The organism is Caulobacter sp. AVps18, assembly GCF_058681425.1.
Window position 1 is genome coordinate 1000347 of the sequence record NZ_CM178737.1, and the last position, 18902, is coordinate 1019248.

The following is an 18902-nucleotide window of genomic DNA, read 5'->3' on the forward strand; positions in this document are numbered from 1 at the left end:
CGCCTTGCGCCGAGCGCCGCGCGATCCCACCTCCCTTCACATCAACGCCTCTCCCGTGGGCCTTTTGGGCGCCAGACGCTGACGATGCGCGACTATTACGAAGTTCTCGGCGTGACCCGGACCTGCGATGACGCGGGCCTCAAGTCCGCATTCCGCAAGCTGGCGATGGAGCACCATCCCGACCGCAACGGCGGTTGCGAGGATGCGTCCGGCCGGTTCAAGGAAATCAACGAGGCCTATTCGATCCTGTCGGATCCGCAGAAGCGCGCGGCCTATGACCGTTTCGGCCATGCCGGGGTCAATGGCCCGCAAGGCGGAGGCGGCGGACGCGGCAGCGACCCCAACGACATCTTCAGCGACGTGTTCGGCGACGTGTTCGGCGAGATGTTCGGGGGCGGTCGCCGTCCCTCGAACGGCCCGCAGCGCGGCCAGGACCTGCGCTATGATCTGGAGATCACCCTGGAGCAGGCCTATGCCGGTGCCGAGGTCGAGATCAAGGTTCCTGCCGCCATCACCTGCGAGGTCTGCGACGGCTCGGGCGCGAAGCCGGGCACCAGCCCGACGGTCTGCGGCACCTGCGGCGGCGCGGGCCGGGTGCGTGCCACCCAGGGCTTCTTCGCCGTCGAGCGCGGCTGCCCGCGCTGTGGCGGTTCGGGCCGGCTGGTGCTGGACCCCTGCGTCAGCTGCAACGGCCATGGCCAGGTGCGCCGCGAGCGCATCCTGTCGGTCCGCATCCCGGCCGGCGTCGATGACGGTGCCCGCATCCGCCTGTCGGGCGAAGGCGACGCCGGGGCCCGCAGCGGCCCGCGCGGCGACCTCTACATCTTCCTGTCGGTGATCCCGCACGAGCTGTTCGAGCGCGATGGTCTCGACCTGCTCTGCACCGTACCGGTGCCGATGACCGTGGCCGCGCTGGGCGGCGAGATCGAAGCCCCCTGCCTGATGGGCGGCGAGGCCTGCGACGGCGCCTGCAAGATCACCGTCAAGGTTCCCGAAGGGTCGCAGACCGGCAAGACCGTCCGCCTCAAGGGCAAGGGCATGCCGTCCCTGCGCAGCCGCCAGCGCGGCGACCTGCTGGTGGAACTGTTCGTGGAAACCCCGACCCACCTGTCGGCTCGCCAGAAAGAGCTCCTCAAGGAGCTGGCCGGCCTCTGCGACGACAAGCAGAACCCCAAGTCTGCCAACTTCGTCGGCAAGGCCAGGCGGTTCTGGGACGAGGTCACGGGGAGCTAGGGGCGCGTTCCGAAAAGTGGGAACCGGTTTTCGGAATGAAACGCGCGTCAAAACAAAAGCCTAGAGCAAACGCCGTGATTCAATCGTGGCAATCCTTGCTCTAGCCAAAAAGCTCGCTGTGAGACCCTAGTCGCAGAAGCTCGATCGCTGTCTTGGTCTTGCGATAGATCATGACCAGATCGGGCTTGAGGTGGCAGTCGCGGCACCCTTTCCATTCGCCCCTGAGCGGGTGATCCTTGTTGGCAACCGGCAGTGGCGTCTCGCTGACGAGCAACGCCGTCACCGTCTTGAAAACGGCGTCCAGGTCCGCGTGCCTCCCCGCCTTCTCGCGCTTGTAGTCACGCTTGAACTGACCGGTGATCTCCAGCCCCAGCATTCTGCGTCTCCGATGGTAACGGCCAGGCGCGACGGATTCAGATTGACGATCGCCTCTCCGTAGCTACATTGTAGCTACAATCTGCCCCTTGAAGGACCAACCCGCATGGCCGCTCTGGACACCGTTAGAGCGCGGATCGATGCGGACCTGAAAAGGGACGCGACGGCGGCGCTGGCCGATATGGGCCTCACGATCTCGGACGCCATCCGCCTCATGCTGGTTCGGGTCGCCGCCGAAAAGGCTCTGCCGTTTGATGTCAGGACACCGAACGCCACGACGCGCGCCGCCATCGAGGCGGCTGATCGGGGCGAACTTGTTCGCTTCGCGACCGTCGATGCGGCCCTGGCTGACCTCAACGACTGAAGCTTCGTCCAGACGCTCCGCCCGCCTGAGCGCCGCTGTCATGGATTCCCTGACAGCTGAGTTCGCCATCCCCCCTTGGTTCATGCCGCCCCGCTCGCCAGCCGCATAAAGTGTCGGCACAAAACATGAACATTATACATGATGCTTCTGCGAAGCAGCGTCAAACGTTAAGTCATGGCGTCATGAACGCCCCCGCCGCTCCGACCATCCAGACCTATGACGCCACCGGCGCGACGCCGGTGATGCAGCAGTTCTTCGAGATGAAGGCGCGGCAGCCCGATGCCCTGATCTTTTTCCGGATGGGCGATTTCTACGAGCTGTTCTTTGACGACGCGATCCGTGCGGCGGCGGCGCTGGGCATCAGCCAGACCTTTCGTGGCACCCATGCCGGCCAGCCGATCCCGATGGCGGGGGTGCCCCAGCACGCGGCCGAGGCCTATCTGTCCAAGCTGATCCGGCTGGGGTTCAAGGTCGCCGTCTGCGAGCAGATGGAAGACCCGGCCGAAGCCAAGAAGCGTGGCTCCAAATCCATCGTCCGCCGCGACATCGTGCGGGTGGTTACGCCGGGTACGCTCACCGAGGATGGGCTGCTGGACGCGCGAGGCGCCAACCGCCTGGCCGCCGTGGCCGTGCGGGCCGGACAGGCGGCGGTGGCGGCGGTGGAGCTGTCGACCGGCGAGGTCGAGGTGTTTTCGGTCAGCAAGGATGGCGTCGCCGCGATCCTGGCCGCCCTGGCCCCATCCGAGACCCTGGTGGCCGACCGGCTGCTGTCGGACGACTCCATTTCCCAGACCCTGAAGATCTGCGGCGGGCTGGTCCAGCCGATGCCGTCTGCCCTGTCGGAGCCCCTGGCGTCCGAGGCGCGGGTCAAGCGCCTCTATGGCGTCGACACGCTGGACGGCTTTGGCGGGCTGTCGCCGGCCGAGATCGGGGCGCTTGGCCTGATCGCCGCCCATCTGGAAATGACCCAGGCGGGCAAGCTGCCGGCCCTGCGGGCACCGCGCCGGGCGGCCGACGCCGATGTCATGGCCATCGATCCGGCCACGCGCGGCAGCCTGGAGATCGACCGCACCCAGGGCGGCGACCGCAACGGCTCGCTGCTGGCCGCCATCGACCGCACAGTCAGCGCCGGCGGGGCCCGGCTGCTGGCCTCGCGCCTGGCCCGGCCGCTGCTGGACGTGGCCGCGATCGACCAGCGCCTGGACGCGATCCAGTGGTTCGTTGAGCACCGGCCCCTGCGTCAAAAGCTGCGGGAAATTCTGAAGGGCTCGGGCGACATGGCCCGCGCCCTGTCGCGCCTGGCCCTGGGCCGGGGCGGACCGCGTGACCTGGGCTGCATCCGCGACACCCTGAAGATCGGCGAGCAACTGGCCGCCCTGGTAGCCGGCTCGGGCGACGCCCTGTCTTCGCCACCGTTCGAGCTGGAGCACGCCTTTCGCGCCCTGACCCCAGCCCTGAATGCGGATCTGGCGCGGTTCCTGGCCACCTTGGAGGCGGGGCTTGGTCCTGACCTGCCGGCCCTGGCCCGCGACGGCGGCTTTGTCGCCGCCGGGGTGCTGGCCGAGCTGGATGAGGCCCGGGCCCTGCGCGACAACAGCCGCAAGGTGATCATCGCCCTCGAGGCCCAGCTGGTGATGGACAGCGGCGTGCCGCTGAAGATTCGCCACAACGGCGTTCTGGGCTATTTCGTCGAGGCCACGGCCGGCAAGGCCGACCCGCTGTTCCAGCCGCCCCTGAACGCCACCTTCATCCATCGCCAGACCCTGGCCAATCAGGTGCGCTTCACCACCGTGGAGCTGGCAGACCTCGACGCCCGTATCGCCCAGGCCGCCGAGCGCGTGCTGGCCATGGAGGTCGCCGCCTTCGAGACCTGGCGCGAGGTAGCCCGCCTGCTGGCCGACGCCATCCAGATCGCCGCCGAGGCGCTGGCCAGGCTCGACGTGGCCGCAGCCCTGGCCGAGTGGGCCGAAGACTCCGGCGCGACCCGGCCCGTCGTCGACCGGTCCCTGGCCTTCGACGCCCGCGCGGCCCGACATCCTGTGGTCGAGGCGGCCGTCAAGCGGGCCGGCGATCCCTATACGCCCAATGACTGCCGCCTGGACGCCTCCGGCGAGACCGCCGCGCGGTTGTCGATCGTCACCGGACCGAACATGGCCGGTAAGTCGACCTTTCTGCGCCAGAACGCCCTGCTAACCATCCTGGCCCAGTCGGGCTGCTATGTGCCGGCCGCCAGCTTCCGGTTGGGCGTGGTGGATCGCCTGTTCAGCCGGGTCGGGGCCGGGGATGACCTGGCCCGGGGCCGCTCGACCTTCATGATGGAAATGGTCGAGACCGCCGCCATCCTGACCCAGGCCACGCCGCGCAGCCTGGTGATCCTGGACGAGATCGGCCGGGGCACGGCCACCTATGACGGTCTGGCCATCGCCTGGGCCTGCGCCGAGGCCCTGCACGACACCAACCAAAGCCGCGCCCTGTTCGCCACCCACTATCACGAGCTGGCGACGCTGGAGGCGCGGCTGGACCACGTGTCCAACCTCTCGCTGCGCGCCAAGGAGTGGAACGGCGACCTGGTGTTCCTGCACGAGGCCGCCTCCGGGCCAGCCGATCGTTCCTACGGCGTGCAGGTGGCCAAGCTGGCGGGCGTGCCCGGCCCCGTGGTGGCCCGGGCCCGCGAGGTGCTGGACCGGCTGGAGAGCAAGGACCAGTCACCGGCCCGCCTCGACGACCTGCCGCTGTTTGCGATGAGCCAGGCCGCAGCGGCCCCCGCCCAGGCCCCGCCCAGTGCGGTGGAGGCCGGCCTGAAAGATCTCGATGTTGACGGAATGTCGCCCCGCGAAGCGCTCGAAGCCCTATATCGCCTTAAGGGTCTCCTCAGGACCTAGCCGGTAAACTGTAAGCATCATGCCCCGTCGCCTTCGCCCCACCCCGCTGGAACATGTCGTCGACGGCCACGCCCTGCGTGCGCGTCTGTCGGCCGCCGCCCTGGATTGTCTCGGCGACGAGGCCGCCCAGCGCGCCCGCGCCATCGAGATCCTCAAACAGGCGCTGTTTCGCGGCCGGATGATCGCCAAGGAGCGGCTGGAGAATGGCGCAGGGGGCCTTGAGACCTCGCGCCTGCTCAGCGGCGTTACCGACGAGGTGATCACCGCCCTCTATGACTTCACGACGGTTCACGTGTTCCGGGCCCGCAACCCGACAGAGGGCGAGCGCCTGTGCCTGCTGGCCGTCGGCGGCTATGGCCGGCGCACCCTGGCCCCCTATTCCGATATCGATCTGCTGTTCCTGCGCCCCTACAAGACCACGCCCCACGCCGAGAGCGTGATCGAGTTCATGCTCTATGCGTTGTGGGACCTGGGCTTCAAGGTCGGCCACGCCTCGCGCACGGTCGAGGAATGCGTGCGCCTGTCGCGCGAGGACTTCACGATCCGCACCACCATCCTGGAGGCCCGCCGGCTGACGGGTGACGAGCGCCTGGCCGCCGACCTGAAGAAACGCTTCCAGGACGATGTGATGAAGGGCACCGGTGCCCAGTTCGTGGCCGCCAAGCTCAAGGAACGCGACGATCGCCAGGCCCGGGCCGGGGCCAGCCGCTACATGGTCGAGCCCAATGTCAAAGAGGGCAAGGGCGGCCTGCGCGACCTGCACACCCTGATGTGGATCGCCGAGTATCTGCACCCCGTGGATCGCCCCGAAGACGTCTTCAAGCTGGAAGTGTTCGACCGGCGCGAGGCGAAAGCCTTCATCCGCGCCTTCGACTTCCTGCACGCCGTGCGCGCCCACCTGCACTTCGCCACCGGCCGGCCGGAAGAGCGCCTGACCTTTGACCTGCAGCCCGAGATCGCCCGCCGCATGGGCTATGGCGACCGGGGCGACGCCCCGGCGGTCGAGCGCTTCATGCGCCGCTACTTCCTGATCGCCAAGGAAGTGGGCGCCCTGACCCGCGCCTTCTCGGCCAAGCTGGAAGCCGAGCATTTCAAGAACGAGCCCAAGGGCATTTCTCGCTTTCTTCCGGGCGGCGGGCGGCCCAAGCGCAAGGCACTGGATGTCGACGGCTTCTACGAGGACGGCGGCCGCCTGAACATCGACGGCCCCGAAGTGTTCGAGGCCGATCCGGTCAATCTGATCCGCCTGTTCAAGATCGCCGACGAACGCGACCTGGACCTGCACCCCGACGCCTTTACGGCCGTGACCCGGTCGCTGGCCCTGATCACCTCGCGCGTGCGGCGCGACGAGGACGCCTGCCATGCCTTCCTCGACCTTCTGGCCCGGGGCAAGCGCAGCTATCGCACCCTGACCCTGATGAACGACGCCGGGGTGCTGGGCCGGTTCATCCCCGAATTTGGCCGCATCGTCGCCCAGATGCAGTTCAACATGTACCACTCCTATACGGTGGACGAGCATACCCTGCGGGCCGTGGGCGTGATCGGCGACATCGCCGCCGGGCGCCTGGCCGACGACCATCCGCTGGCCGTCTCCATCATGCCGTTGATCGAGGACCGCGAGGCCTTGTTCCTGACCATGCTGCTGCACGACACCGGCAAGGGCGGGGTGGGCGGCCAGGAGAAGGCCGGGGCCCGCAGCGCCCGCAGCGCCTGCGAGCGCCTGGGCGTCGACCGCGCCAAGGTCGAGCTGGTCGCCTGGCTGGTCGAGCACCATCTGGTGATGAGCGATTTCGCCCAGAAGCGCGATGTCTCCGACCCCGGCACGGTGGCCGCCTTCGCCCGCATCGTCGAGAATCCCGAGCGCCTGCGCCTCTTGCTGGTCATCACCGTCGCCGACATTCGCGCCGTGGGGCCGGGCGTCTGGAACGGCTGGAAGGGCCAGCTGCTGCGCGAGCTCTACAACGCCACCGAGGCCGTGTTCCGGGGCGGACGGGGCTCAGATGCCGCCGCCAGCATCCAACGGCATCAGGAGGCCGCCGCGGAGGCGGCGCGCGAGGCCCTGGTCGCTGACGATCCCGCCGCCAAGGGCTGGGCCTGCGCCATGGAGGCCGCCTATTTCGGGGCCTTCCCGGCCCAGGACCTCAAGGACCATGCCGCCCTGGCTCGCCGCGCCGCCATCCAGGGCGGGGCCGCCGCCGAGGGCCGAGTCACGCCCGGGGCCAACGCCGCCGAGGTGGTGGTGGCCGCCAAGGACCGGCGCGGCCTGTTCGCTGACCTGGCTTTGGCCATCTCGTCGCTGGGCGGCAATGTGGTGGGCGCGCGGGTCTTCACCTCGCGCCAGGGCCAGGCCCTGGACGTGTTCCATGTGCAGGACATCACCGGCGCGCCGCTGGGCTGTGAAAACCCCCGGGCCCTGCGCCGCCTGGCTGACGCCCTGGAGGCCGCCAGTCGCGGCGAGACCCTCAGCTTTGAGCCCCGTCGCACCACTGAAGCCTCGCGCACGGCGGCCTTTACCATCGCGCCCAGCGTGGTGATCGACAATGAGTCGTCTGATGACGCCACGGTGGTCGAGGCTTCGGGCCGCGACCGCCCGGGGCTGTTGCACGCCCTGGCCCAGACCCTGGCCCAGAACGGCCTGTCCATCCAGTCAGCCCATATTGACGGCTATGGCGAGCGCGCGGTCGACGCCTTCTATGTCCAGACCGCCGAGGGCGGAAAACTGGCCGACACCCGCAGGATCACGGCGCTGAAAGGCGACCTGCTGGCGGCGCTGGAAGCCAATGAGGCCGGCGCGCCCAATACCCGCCCGGGACTCAAGCGTGCGCGGGCCAGCGTAGCGCGGTAGTCTGGCTAAAGCCGATCTGGGGACAATCGATGAAGCCGCCCATCAAACGCCTGAGCGATCTGAAACCCGCCGCCGCTCCGGCCGGGGCCTATGCCCGGCCAACGCCCAAGGTGGTCCGGCGCAAGAGCGCCAAGACCCTGACGGAAGCCGAACGCGCGGCGTTACTGGCCTCGCGGCCCGACCTGTCGTCCAAGTCGTGAGCAGGCCGGCTAATACCAACCGCCGCTGAGCTTGACTCCTTGAGCTCTATATCTTCGTCACCCCGGGACTTGTTCCCGGGGCCCATCGTTCCACCGCAGGTGCGGCGACGAATAGAACTTTCACGGTGAAGCTGACCCATGGGCCCCGGGAACAAGTCCCGGGGTGACGGGGTGTTTTCAGATCTGGACCCTCTGAGGTCAGTATCAACGGCTGTTGGTATGAGGCCGTGCGATAGAACGGGGCCGCCCACCAGACGGCCCCTGTTCGTCATTCCACCCCAGATCAGCCCCGCAGCTTGCGGGTCAGCACTTCCAGGTCCTGGTTGAGGGCGTTGTCCTCGATCCGCAGGGCCTCGATGCGGCGCACGGCGTGCAGGACGGTGGTGTGGTCGCGACCGCCGAAGCGCCGGCCGATGTCGGGCAGCGAACGGGTGGTCAGCTGCTTGGCCAGCCACATGGCCGCCTGGCGCGGACGGGCGATGGCGCGGTTGCGGCGCTCGGACAGCAGGTCGGCCTGTTTCATGCCGTAGTGCTCGGCGGTGGCCTTCTGGATGTCGTCGATGGTGATGCGCTTCTCGCCGGTGCGCAGGTGCGGGCGCAGGATGGCCTGCACCTCGTCGAGCGTCAGGCGCGAGAGGCCCTCGCCGGCCCGGGCCGACAGGGTGTTGAGCGCGCCTTCCAGCTCGCGGACGCTGTCGGTGAAACGGTCGGCCAGGAACTGCAGAACTTCCGGGCGCATGGTCGGCTCAAAGCCGTGCGCGCCCGACAGGGTCTGGATCTTGCGCTCCAGGATGCCCAGGCGCAGCGAGCGGTCGGCCGGCTCCAGGCCGCAGACCAGGCCCGCCGACAGGTGCGAGCGCAGGTGGGCGTCCATCTCGGTCATGGCCGACGGCGGACGGTCCGACGAGAAGACGACGCGGCGGCCCTCTTCGACCAGCGCTGTCAGGGTGTGGAACAGCTCTTCCTGGGTGGACTGCTTGCCGGCGATGAAATGCACGTCGTCAATGATCAGCAGGTCGGCAGCACGCAGCTCTTCCTTGAAGGCGGCCGTCTGGCGATCCATCACGGCGCGCACGAAGGTCGACAGGAAGCGCTCGGCGGTCAGATAGACCACGCGCTTGGTCGGGGCCTGACGCATGGCCTCCCAGGCCAGGGCGTTGAGCAGGTGGGTTTTGCCAAAGCCGTAGGGGCCGTGGAACAGCACCGGGTTGAAATGGCCGTCGGCCCAGTTGGCGATCCGGCGCGCCACAGCGTGGGCGAACTCGTTGGCCGGACCCGGAACGAAGGTATCGAAGGAGAAGCGCTCCTGCAGGCCCTGGGTGCGCGAGGGCTTGCCGGTCGGCACCGGGGCCAACGAGGGCGCATCGGTCGACACGGGCAGCACGATCTCGATGGGTTCAGCCTTGGCGCCGTCGCCACAGGCGCCGACCGAGGCTTCAAACTCCTGGCGCGACATCAGTTCGATGCGACGGGCCGCGGGATCGTTGGCGGTCCACAGCTCGCCGATGCGGCGCCAGGCGCTGCGACGGATCCAGTCGCGAGCGATGCCGGTCGGGGTGACCAGGACCACTTCGCCGGACGGGCCTTCGCGCAGAACCGCAGGCGCGATCCACGAGCCAAAGGACGCGTCGCCCAGCTCGCGCTTCAGCGCCACGCAGGCCTTGTGCCAGACGCCACCGGCCGGCTCACAGGCAACCGCAGGAATCGCAGCCGAAAACGCCTGGCTCGCTACCCCACCCTTGATTGTCATCAGTCCACCGCCTCGCACAAAAACAACCGTCCGAACGCCAGCCGCCGCCCCCCATGGCGAACGATTGGTTTCTCCCCCAGCACACACAGGTTCTCGACCGGCGACCCGAGGGTCTCCGCCATTACCGTTTCATCCATGAGCTGGAAGAGCGCTGAGATCCTTAAACTAGCCAGCAGCCCCTGCTGGTCAAACGGAAAACTTGCGTCCGATCGCGGATATTTCTGTTGACTCGCGAGCGCCCCTCGCCCGGCAAGGGAATAGTTAAGTCCACTAATTTTCGGACGTTGTTATTTCGCCGATGCGTGCATTTCAACGCAAAGCAAAAGCCGGCTGGATCGCTCCAGCCGGCTCCTGTAACCACTTGAAACTATTGAACGAACCGAGTTCGTCCAGAGTTTTGACTAGGCGGCGGCCTTGTCCAGCTTCTTCAGCCGGGCGGCCAGGCGCGACACCTTGCGCGAGCCCGTGTTCGGATGAACCACGCCCTTGGAAACGGCGCGCATCAGTTCCGATTGAGCCTCGATAAAGGCAGCCTTGGCGACGGCGACATCACCGGCCGAGACGGCGTCTTCGAACTTGCGGAGGAAGGTGCGCACGCGCGAACGACGCGCGGTGTTGACCTCGGTGCGACGAGCGATCTTGCGGATCGCCTTCTTGGCGCCGGGATTGTTGGCCATGGAGTTGGACCTCGAAACGGACAGCCGCGCGGGACAGCCGCGAAGCAGGGAAAATCTTGAGCGCGCGGATATACGGGAACCCTGGCCCCGGGTCAACGGGCTGGTGAAACCAATCTCGCGCAGGTGCGACCAGAAGCCGCATCCGGATATCAGCGGCCCTTGAAGTCGGGTTTACGCTTCTCGACGAAGGCGGCCATGCCCTCCTTCTGATCCTCGAAGGCGAACAGCGAGTGGAACAGGCGCCGCTCCAGGGCCACCCCGGTGGTCAGGGTTGTCTCATAGGCGGCGTTGACCAGCTCCTTGTTCATGGCCACGGCCAGGGGCGACTGGGCGGCGATCTTGCCGGCGACGGCCAGGGTTTCGGCCAGCAAGGTGTCGGCCGGGAAGATGCGGCTGACCAGACCCGAGCGCTCGGCCTCCTCGGCGCCCATCATCCGGCCGGTCAGGATCATGTCCATGGCCTTGGACTTGCCGACAAAGCGGGTCAGGCGCTGGGTGCCGCCGATGCCGGGCGCGACGCCCAGATTGATCTCGGGCTGGCCGAACTTGGCCGTATCCGAGGCGAAGATGAAGTCGCACATCATGGCCAGCTCGCAGCCACCGCCCAGGGCATAGCCCGACACCGCCGCGATGATCGGCTTGCGGCACTGCTCGATGGCGCGGGCCCCGGCCGTGAAGAAGTCGGCCTTGAACATCTGGGCATACGACTTTTCCGACATCTCCTTGATATCGGCGCCCGCCGCGAAGGCCTTGGCTGAGCCCGTCAGCACGATGCAGCCCACGGTCTCGTCAGCCTGGGCCGCCTCCAGCGCCTGGGCCAGCTCGCCCAGCAGGGCCGCGTTCAGGGCGTTCAGCGCCTCGGGCCGGTTCAGCCGGATCAGGACGACGCCGGCGGCGCCTTCCGGGGCGGTTTCGACGATCAGGGTTTCGTAGGCCACGCGCGCGCTCCTTGAGGATGTGGCATGTTTATAGAGCGGTGCGCGGCGAAGGGGAGGGGCCTGGATGGTTTGCCCGTCCATCGCCCTTCCAATTCTCGTCATTCCCGCCCTTGTGGCGGGAACCCCTCTATCCACCGCAGTGTTTGGACCGGGGACATCCGTGACAGGTGTTCGGAGACATCCGTGACACATTTTCCGATCTCAGAGGGAGGTCGGGATGCCGTTCACGGGGGTGTCTGCGATGGATCGCAAACGGGAGTTTGTACGGCTGGCCTTGGTTGAAGGCTGTAACAGGCGGGAGCTTTGCCGGCGGTTCGGGGTCAGCGCGACGCTGGGCTACCGGCTCATGGCGCGCTATCGGGAGCAAGGCGATGCGGGCCTTGAGGCGCGATCTCGCCGACCGCGGACCTCGCCCCGGCGCACGGAGACGGCGGTTGAGGATGCGACGCTTCAGGTCCGTGCGGAGCATCCGGCCTGGGGTGGCCGCAAGATCGCGGCGGTGCTGCGGCGTGAGGGGCTTGAGGCTCCAGCCCCCTCGACGGTAACCCAGATCCTGCGCCGGGGTGGTGTGGCGCTGGGCGGTGAAGGCGGCGGCGCTCAGCCTTTCATCCGCTTCGAGCATCCCCAGCCCAACGATCTGTGGCAGATGGACTTCAAGGGCCACGTGGCCCTGGGCTCAGGGCGACTGCATCCCCTGACGGTGCTGGACGACCACTCGAGGTTTGCCGTGGTCTTGGCCGCCTGCGCCAACCAGAAGACCCAGACCGTCAAGGATCAACTGATCCAGGCCTTTACGCGCTATGGTCTGCCCTGGCGCATCGCCACCGACAACGGCTCGCCCTGGGGCAACGGCCCCGGCGATCCCTACACCCCGCTGGGCGTGTGGCTGATCGAGCTGGGCGTGCGCATCAGCCACTCCCGGCCCTATCATCCCCAGACCTTGGGCAAGGACGAGCGCTTCCATCGCACCCTAAAGGCCGAGGCCCTGAGCACCCCCTTCGAGACCCTCGACCATGCGGCCCGCGCGCTCGATCACTGGCGCGACATCTACAATCTGGTCCGGCCTCACCAGGCCCTGGACATGGCGGTTCCCGTCGATCGCTACCGACACAGTCCAAGGCCCTACCAGCCCGTCATCCCGCCCTTCGAGTACGGACCCGACGACCAGGTTCGCCGGGTCCAGCAAGGGGGCCATCTCAGTTTTGCCAACCGTCCGCTCAAGGTCCCAAAAGCCTTCGCTGGAAAAGCTGTCGCCCTGCGAGCCACCCAGACCGATGGCGTCTTCGACGTCTTCTTCCAGACCCAACGTCTCAAAACCATCGACCTGAGGACCGCAAAATAGCATCCTCAACCTGTCACGGATGTCTCCGAACACCTGTCACGGATGTCCCCGGTCCAAACACGCAGGGGCGGGAGGGGCGGGGTGCGCGCGCACCCCGCTGGCGCTTCACGTGACGGCTGAACCAGGGGTTCCCGCCACAAGGGCGGGAATGACGGTGCTTTATTGGAGATGTGCCCCGCCCGCCTTCGCGCCGAAGGGAGCCCTCCTTAAATCTCACGGCGAGACGATCGCCGGTCTGTCCAGGTCACTCAAGGACGGCCCTCCGGGCCGCCGCCGCGCGGCTGGCCTGCAAGGCCAGTCCTTGACTGACCTGGACAGACCGGCACGCTGCAGCCTCCAGGAGATTTAAGGATGAGCGGGACGCGGGGCGTCCGACTTGTTGGATTGAATAGCAAGCATCACCACGGGACATGTCAAAGGTTCACGATGACGACTTGGATGCGCATTGCCGACCCCGACCAAAGCAAGGAAGCATGGACCGGGACAGTGACACCCCCGGCCAAGCCGGGTGACTGCTGGAGGTTCGAGTTAGCCCGGCAGCGCAAATCGCTTACCGAATTTTATGATCAAACGCCGTTTGAATGGGATCAGCCTGTCGTCGGCCTAGTCAACTTTGAACGCGACTGCACGCTCGTCCGCCCTAGAGTGCTGCAGGTCAAGGCTGGCTCCCTTGGCATAAAGACAAGAGGCACGCCCACGATCATCTCTGGTGAGTTCGACGGCTTGCTCAGCGACCTTGCCATCCCGGATCTGGAAGTCCCCACCATCGCTGGCTTTGCCTTCGAATGCGAGGCACTCGGCGTTTGGCTTGGCCATGATACGATAAACACCGACCGATCCACCGAAGGCGTCGTATCGATTTCGACCAATCGGCCGGAAGAAGAATACGTCGGCCTGCCGGGCGGCGGCGAACTGACCGTCAAGTCGCAAGTTAGTGATGCTGGCTCCCGCCGCTCACTGTCCTACAGGCCTAGAACCTTCGTACAGATCAAGTTTCCCAATTTGTCATCGCTCAATGATGTGATGACACTTTTCGTTGATCTGCACCGACTATTCGGCTTCCTCATCGGCCACCAAAGCCGCTTGCCTCCGCTACGGCTTTGGATTGCGGACAGTTACAAGGTCGACGGGCATGAGTTTCCGAAGGATGGGGAATTGGAGCTCAGCGGATACGAATGGCGTGAACGCAGCCTGCCTTACCGTCACGAATGTCTGAGCCTGCGGCAGGAAGATCTAACGCTGAACAACATTCTTGGCCGATTCTTTGCTGCGCGTGAGGATTTGACTGCCCGCATCCATGCTGCAGAGTTCGCCCGCTTGCGTTCTACGAATCTGAACGACAGGTTCTCGATAGTGATGCCGATCTTGGAGCGTTATCTCCAAACACGCTACGCCACCGAGGAGGAGACCTCGTTCTTGGCCCACCAATCGAAGTTTTTCGCTTGGATCGACAGCGCTGAAGACCCAAGTATCCTGCAATTTTCCAACAAGCACATTAGGGTCGTCGATCAAAAGTCACCTGCTTTGCGAAATCTCCTCGACCGGGCAATTCTACACATTAATAGTCGCGGCTTCCGAACTCCGGGCGAAATGGCCAAACGCATTCAGAAACGGCGAGCCAGCCTTTTCCACGCCGCATTTGATCGTGCGATCAATGATGGCGCTGCGTTCGTCGCTGAAGAGGGGGTAGCGACTGCTTTGTTGCTTCTGCACACGCTCGAAGATCTTGGCGTGGATGTTACCCGTTTGGCGGCCGATCCACACCCGATCCGCGATCTCGCACGTTTTCTAGTCCCTTCCGGCGATGCAAGTGTGCCCTGAACCCTGATAAGATCGCCCCTCCTAAACCTGACACACCGGACAGAAAAACGTCGACCGCCCCGCCTGGACCTCCCGCGCGATCACGCCCTTGCACCCGGCCGTCGGGCAAGCCTCGCCCTCGCGGTCGTAAACCCGGAAGCGGTGCTGGAAATAGCCCAGCGCGCCGTCGGCGGCGGCGAAGTCTTTCAGGGTCGAGCCGCCCACCGCGACGGCCTCTGCCAGGACCTCCTTGATGATCGTGGTCAGCGGCCCCAGCCGTTTGCCGGCGATCAGGCCTGAGGGCTTGAACGGAGAGATGCCCGCCCGGTGCAGGGCCTCGCAGACATAGATATTGCCCAGGCCCGCCACGGTGCGCTGGTCGAGCAGCAGGGTCTTGGGGCCCTGTTTGCGACCGGCGAAGGCCTTGATCAGGGTCTGGGCGGTGAAGCCCTCGCCCAGGGGCTCGGGACCCATGGTGGCAAACCACGGGTGCTGTTCGACGGCGTCGGTGGCGATCAGGTCCATAAAGCCGAAGCGCCGGGGGTCATGATAGGTGACCACCGCGCCCTCTTCCGTTTCGAAGACGATGTGGGCGTGCTTGTCGTCGGGCTTGACCTCGCGGGCGAAGTCGCCGGGGCGGATGGTTCCCTCAGGGGCGGCGATCTCGAACCGCCCGGTCATCCCTAAGTGCATCACCAGGGTGTCGCCGCGATCCAGCGGAGCCAGCAGATATTTGGCCCGCCGGTCCAGCCGCAGGATCCGGGCCCCCGTCAGCCGCTGGACGAAGCCCTCGGGCAGGGGGAAGCGCAGGTCGGGGCGGTTGGCGCGCACGCGGCTGAGGCGCGCGCCGCTGAGGGTGGGCTCCAGGCCGCGCCGGACGGTCTCGACTTCGGGCAATTCGGGCAACGGACGACCTCAAGAGGATGACGTGACGCAGGGAGCGGTCTAATAGCGGACGACCCTATATAGAGCCTGGCCGAAAGACGTCATGAGCAAGCCCGCAGCCACATTCGGTTTCAAGGACGTTGATCCTTCGGTGAAGGCCGGCCTGGTGCGGGGGGTCTTCGACCGCGTCGCCAAGAACTACGACCTGATGAACGACCTGATGAGTGGTGGCGTCCACCGCCTCTGGAAGGACGCCGTCGCCGCGCGCCTCAACCCGCAGCCGGGCGAGGTGATCGTCGATTGCGCCGGCGGCACGGGCGACATGGCCCGGCGGTTTGCGAAAATGGCCCGCAAGGCGCAGGAGCGTCGCGGCGGCCCCGACGCGCTGATCAATATCATCGACTACAATGCCGAGATGATCGCGGCCGGCATCGAAAAGGGCGGCGAGCCGGAGATCACCTGGACGGTGGGCGACGCCCAGCGCCTGCCCCTGCCCGACGCCTATGCCGACGCCTATGTCATCTCGTTCGGGATCCGCAATGTCACCGATATCGACGCGGCCCTGCGCGAGGCGCGCCGGGTGCTCAAGCCCGGCGGCCGCTTCATCTGCCTGGAGTTTTCGCGGCCGGTGACCGAGGCGCTGGCGAAAGCCTATGACGCCTACAGCTTCAAGGTCATCCCCCAGGTTGGCGAGTGGGTGGCCAAGGATCGCGAGGCCTATCAGTATCTGGTCGAAAGCATCCGCCGCTTCCCCGATCAGCGCACCTTTGCGTCGATGATGGAAAAGGCCGGATTCAAGCGGGTGACCATCACCAACTTCACCGGCGGCGTCGCGGCCATGCACCAGGGCTGGGCGCTCTAACCCATGAGCCGTTTCTCCGCGTTCCGGCGCCTGATCGGCGCGGGCTGGGTGCTGGTCCGGGCCGATGCCCTGATCCCGCGCGAGATCGACCCCGTCCTGCCGCCCTCGGCGCGGCTGGCGGCGCGAACCCTGCGCCTCTTTGCCGGGCCCCGCGCCCGGCTAGGCCGGCCCGGTCAGCGTCTGGCCACTGCCCTGGAGGGCCTGGGTCCCGCCGCGATCAAGATGGGCCAGTTCCTGTCGACGCGGGCCGACATCTTCGGCACGCCGTTCGCCGACGACCTGTCGCGCCTGAAGGACCGCCTGCCGCCCTTCCCGCTCATCGAGGCCCGCGCCGAGATCGAGCGTAATCTGGGCCGGCCGATCGAGAGCCTGTTTTCACAGCTGGACGAGCCCGTCGCCGCCGCCTCCCTCGCCCAGGCCCATCCGGCCCGGCTGCTGGACGGTACGCCTGTGGCCGTGAAGGTGCTGCGCCCCGGCATCGAACGCCAGGTGGCGCAGGACAGCGCCGTGCTGCGCCTGGCCGCGTCCCTGGCCGAGCGGCTGGTGCCGCAGGCCCGCCGCCTGAAGCCGACCGACTTCGTCGAGGTGGTGATCCGGGCGCTGGACCTGGAGATGGACCTGCGCTTCGAGGCCGCCGGCTGCGCCGAGCTGGGCGAGGTGATGGCCCGCGACGCCTATATGACCGCCCCGGCGGTGATCTGGGACGGAGTCGGCAAGCGGGTCCTGACCCTCACCTGGGCCAATGGCGTTGCCCTGTCAGATCCTCAGTCGCTCGACCTGCCGGGTCTGGACCGCAAGGCCCTGGCCGACAATGTCACCCGCGGCTTCCTGGCCCAGGCCCTGGACCACGGCCTGTTTCACGCCGACCTGCACGAGGGCAATCTGTTCGTCGCAGCCCCCGCCCAGCTGGTGGCCATCGACTATGGCATCATCGGCCGCCTGGGGCCGGGCGAGCGCAAGTATCTGGCCGAGATCCTGTACGGCTTTCTGAACCGCGACTATGCGCGGATCGCCCGCATCCATTTCGACGCCGGCTATGTGCCGGCGCATCACGACGTCGATGCCTTCGCCCAGGCCCTGCGGGCGGTGGGCGAGCCGATCTTCGGCCGCGACGCCCGCGAGGTGTCGATGGGCAAGCTGCTGGCCCAGCTGTTCGAGATCACCGCCCTGTTCGAAATGGCCCTGCGGCCCGAACTGGTGCTGTTGCAAAAGACCATGGTCACGGTCGAGGGCGTGGCCCGCCGCATCGACCCGGCCCACGACATCTGGGCCGCCGCCGATCCGGTGGTCCGCCGCTGGATCACCCGCGAGCTTTCCCCCGCCGCCAAGGTGCGTGACCTTGCCGAAGAGGCCCTGAAAGCCCTGCGCGCCATGGTCCGCCTGGCCGAGACGCCGCCGGTGGCCGTCGCGCCGCCTCAGAAGACGGGGAGCCCTCTGCTGTGGTTTGCGGCCGGGGCCGTGATGGCGGCGCTGGCCTTCACGGCCGGGGCGCTGGCGGTGGGGTAAGCGGGAACAGGATTCCTGCAAAACGCATGGAAAACAAGATGATAGGGCTCTAGGCCTGCTCGGCCAGCCTTTGGCGCCAATAGTTCAGCAGGCCTCGCAACGTATGCTGCAGCGGCGTGCTGGGGGCCCAACCGGTTGCCGCGCAAAGCGCCGCGTTCGAACCGCAGGCCCGCGCAATTGCCGATGGCCTTAGCCGCGCAGGATCGACCTCCACAACGACATTCGCCTCCGTCATCGCCAGAAGCTCATCGAGCACCGACCTGACCGAACGCGTCTGGCCAGAGCAGATATTGAAGGTGGAGTTGCTATCCAGATCACCCGCCCTGCCCAACAGACGCGCGAGTGCATCGATCATGTCGTCGATATCGCAGAAATCCCGTTCTGCCGACAGATCGCCCACCATCAAACTGGCCGGCCCATCGCCCCGCTCGATGCGCGCCAACTGCGCGGCGAAAGACGAGGTGACGAACCGCTCATCCTGACCGGCCCCGATCTGGTTGAACAGACGCAGAATGATGTAGGGGCCTTTGTGGACGTCTCGTATCAGATATTCAGATGATGACTTGGATCGCCCATAGGCATTGTTGGGCTGAAGCGGGGCATCTTCAGCAACGCACATGTTGGTTATAAACGTGTTGCCATAGCACTCGCCACTACTCGCAAACACCAAAAGGGCGTCTTTGGCGTGAAGGCTTAGCCCTTCAACAAGATTGTAAGTCGCCTGGAAATTCCCGCGCCACATCGCCAGCTGATCCGTAGAAGCCAGATGGACACTCGCCTGGGCCGCGAGATGAATCACAATAGTAGGCTTGAACTGCTCAATGATCGGCGTGATCGCCCCCGGCGAGCACAGGTCGACACTTACGGACCTGACGCGATCGCAGACGTCGATCATGCCGCCACCGCGGGTCGTGGCCAGAAACTGCGCCTGCGGCCACAGGACCTTCAACTTTGCGAGCAAGGCGCGACCGATAAAGCCGCCACCTCCTGTCACCAGAACCCGTTGATCTTCTGTCTTAGTCACGCGTCTATCCCAGCCACCATTTACAGCAAAGCACACGGGGAAGCGCCGCCCCGGGGACCTTGCCCTTTGGGCGTAACGAAACCTATGCCTTGCGGTCAACCGCTGCGCCGACCACCGGTCAACCCGCTCAGGCAAACCGCCAGCCACTGCTCGTATCGCATCAATGATCAAGGCGCATCGACAAATTAGGGCGCGCTGGATCAATGTCACGACCCTGGC

The 18902-nt window shown here is 66.4% G+C and carries 15 protein-coding genes; 9 read left to right on the forward strand and 6 right to left on the reverse strand.

Going from position 1 to position 18902, the window contains the following annotated elements; genetic code table 11:
* Nucleotides 1–84: 84 nt before the first annotated feature.
* Entirely contained in the window at nt 85–1233 is a 1149-nt protein-coding gene (gene dnaJ, locus ACW179_RS04815) for a molecular chaperone DnaJ (RefSeq protein WP_492063163.1), read from the forward strand.
* Nucleotides 1234–1333: 100 nt separating this feature from the next.
* Here the strand turns inward: dnaJ and ACW179_RS04820 are convergent, their stop codons facing one another.
* Entirely contained in the window at nt 1334–1609 is a 276-nt protein-coding gene (locus ACW179_RS04820) for a type II toxin-antitoxin system YafQ family toxin (RefSeq protein WP_492063164.1), read from the reverse strand.
* A gap of 105 nt (nt 1610–1714) precedes the next feature.
* Between ACW179_RS04820 and ACW179_RS04825 the strand changes: the two genes are divergently transcribed.
* The 4 genes from ACW179_RS04825 to ACW179_RS04840 all read left to right on the forward strand — a co-directional run bounded on the left by ACW179_RS04825 (nt 1715) and on the right by ACW179_RS04840 (nt 7899).
* Complete coding sequence (locus ACW179_RS04825; protein ID WP_492063165.1) at nt 1715–1972, forward strand: type II toxin-antitoxin system RelB/DinJ family antitoxin; 258 nt, start codon at nt 1715–1717, stop codon at nt 1970–1972.
* A 182-nt stretch (nt 1973–2154) separates the two neighbouring features.
* Nucleotides 2155–4854, forward strand: coding sequence for a DNA mismatch repair protein MutS (mutS, locus tag ACW179_RS04830; protein WP_492063166.1), 2700 nt, complete (start codon nt 2155–2157; stop codon nt 4852–4854).
* 19 nt (nt 4855–4873) lie between these two features.
* Entirely contained in the window at nt 4874–7699 is a 2826-nt protein-coding gene (locus tag ACW179_RS04835; protein WP_492063167.1) for a [protein-PII] uridylyltransferase, read from the forward strand.
* Between the two features lie 29 nt (nt 7700–7728).
* Nucleotides 7729–7899 (forward strand): hypothetical protein, encoded by a 171-nt coding sequence (locus tag ACW179_RS04840; RefSeq protein WP_492063168.1) that lies wholly within the window; start codon nt 7729–7731, stop codon nt 7897–7899.
* Nucleotides 7900–8182: 283 nt separating this feature from the next.
* On the opposite strand, the gene dnaA is transcribed toward ACW179_RS04840, so the two are convergent.
* The 3 genes from dnaA to ACW179_RS04855 all read right to left on the reverse strand — a co-directional run bounded on the left by dnaA (nt 8183) and on the right by ACW179_RS04855 (nt 11264).
* A complete protein-coding gene (gene dnaA / locus ACW179_RS04845) occupies nt 8183–9649 on the reverse strand; it encodes a chromosomal replication initiator protein DnaA (protein ID WP_492063169.1) in 1467 nt (488 codons plus the stop codon).
* 401 nt (nt 9650–10050) lie between these two features.
* The gene (rpsT, locus tag ACW179_RS04850; RefSeq protein ID WP_492063171.1) at nt 10051–10326 is read right to left on the reverse strand and encodes a 30S ribosomal protein S20; all 276 of its coding nucleotides are present in this window, start codon (nt 10324–10326) and stop codon (nt 10051–10053) included.
* A gap of 149 nt (nt 10327–10475) precedes the next feature.
* The gene (locus ACW179_RS04855; protein ID WP_492063172.1) at nt 10476–11264 is read right to left on the reverse strand and encodes an enoyl-CoA hydratase; all 789 of its coding nucleotides are present in this window, start codon (nt 11262–11264) and stop codon (nt 10476–10478) included.
* 217 nt (nt 11265–11481) lie between these two features.
* Between ACW179_RS04855 and ACW179_RS04860 the strand changes: the two genes are divergently transcribed.
* Together ACW179_RS04860 and ACW179_RS04865 are read left to right on the forward strand one after the other, a co-directional pair.
* A complete protein-coding gene (locus ACW179_RS04860) occupies nt 11482–12606 on the forward strand; it encodes an IS481 family transposase (RefSeq protein ID WP_492059470.1) in 1125 nt (374 codons plus the stop codon).
* Nucleotides 12607–13044: 438 nt separating this feature from the next.
* Nucleotides 13045–14427, forward strand: a complete 1383-nt coding sequence (locus tag ACW179_RS04865) for an ApeA N-terminal domain 1-containing protein (RefSeq protein WP_492063173.1) — start codon at nt 13045–13047, stop codon at nt 14425–14427.
* A 21-nt stretch (nt 14428–14448) separates the two neighbouring features.
* Here ACW179_RS04865 and mutM read toward each other — a convergent pair whose 3' ends face one another.
* The gene (gene mutM / locus ACW179_RS04870; RefSeq protein WP_492063175.1) at nt 14449–15312 is read right to left on the reverse strand and encodes a bifunctional DNA-formamidopyrimidine glycosylase/DNA-(apurinic or apyrimidinic site) lyase; all 864 of its coding nucleotides are present in this window, start codon (nt 15310–15312) and stop codon (nt 14449–14451) included.
* Between the two features lie 82 nt (nt 15313–15394).
* Here mutM and ACW179_RS04875 point away from each other — a divergent pair, with 82 nt between their 5' ends.
* Nucleotides 15395–16153 carry a class I SAM-dependent methyltransferase gene (locus ACW179_RS04875; protein ID WP_492063177.1) on the forward strand — a complete coding sequence of 253 codons (759 nt, stop codon included), beginning with the start codon at nt 15395–15397 and terminating at the stop codon, nt 16151–16153.
* A gap of 3 nt (nt 16154–16156) precedes the next feature.
* Nucleotides 16157–17659, forward strand: a complete 1503-nt coding sequence (ubiB, locus tag ACW179_RS04880; RefSeq protein ID WP_492063178.1) for a 2-polyprenylphenol 6-hydroxylase — start codon at nt 16157–16159, stop codon at nt 17657–17659.
* A 49-nt stretch (nt 17660–17708) separates the two neighbouring features.
* Here the strand turns inward: ubiB and ACW179_RS04885 are convergent, their stop codons facing one another.
* Nucleotides 17709–18683 carry an NAD-dependent epimerase/dehydratase family protein gene (locus ACW179_RS04885; protein ID WP_492063179.1) on the reverse strand — a complete coding sequence of 325 codons (975 nt, stop codon included), beginning with the start codon at nt 18681–18683 and terminating at the stop codon, nt 17709–17711.
* Nucleotides 18684–18902 lie beyond the last annotated feature (219 nt).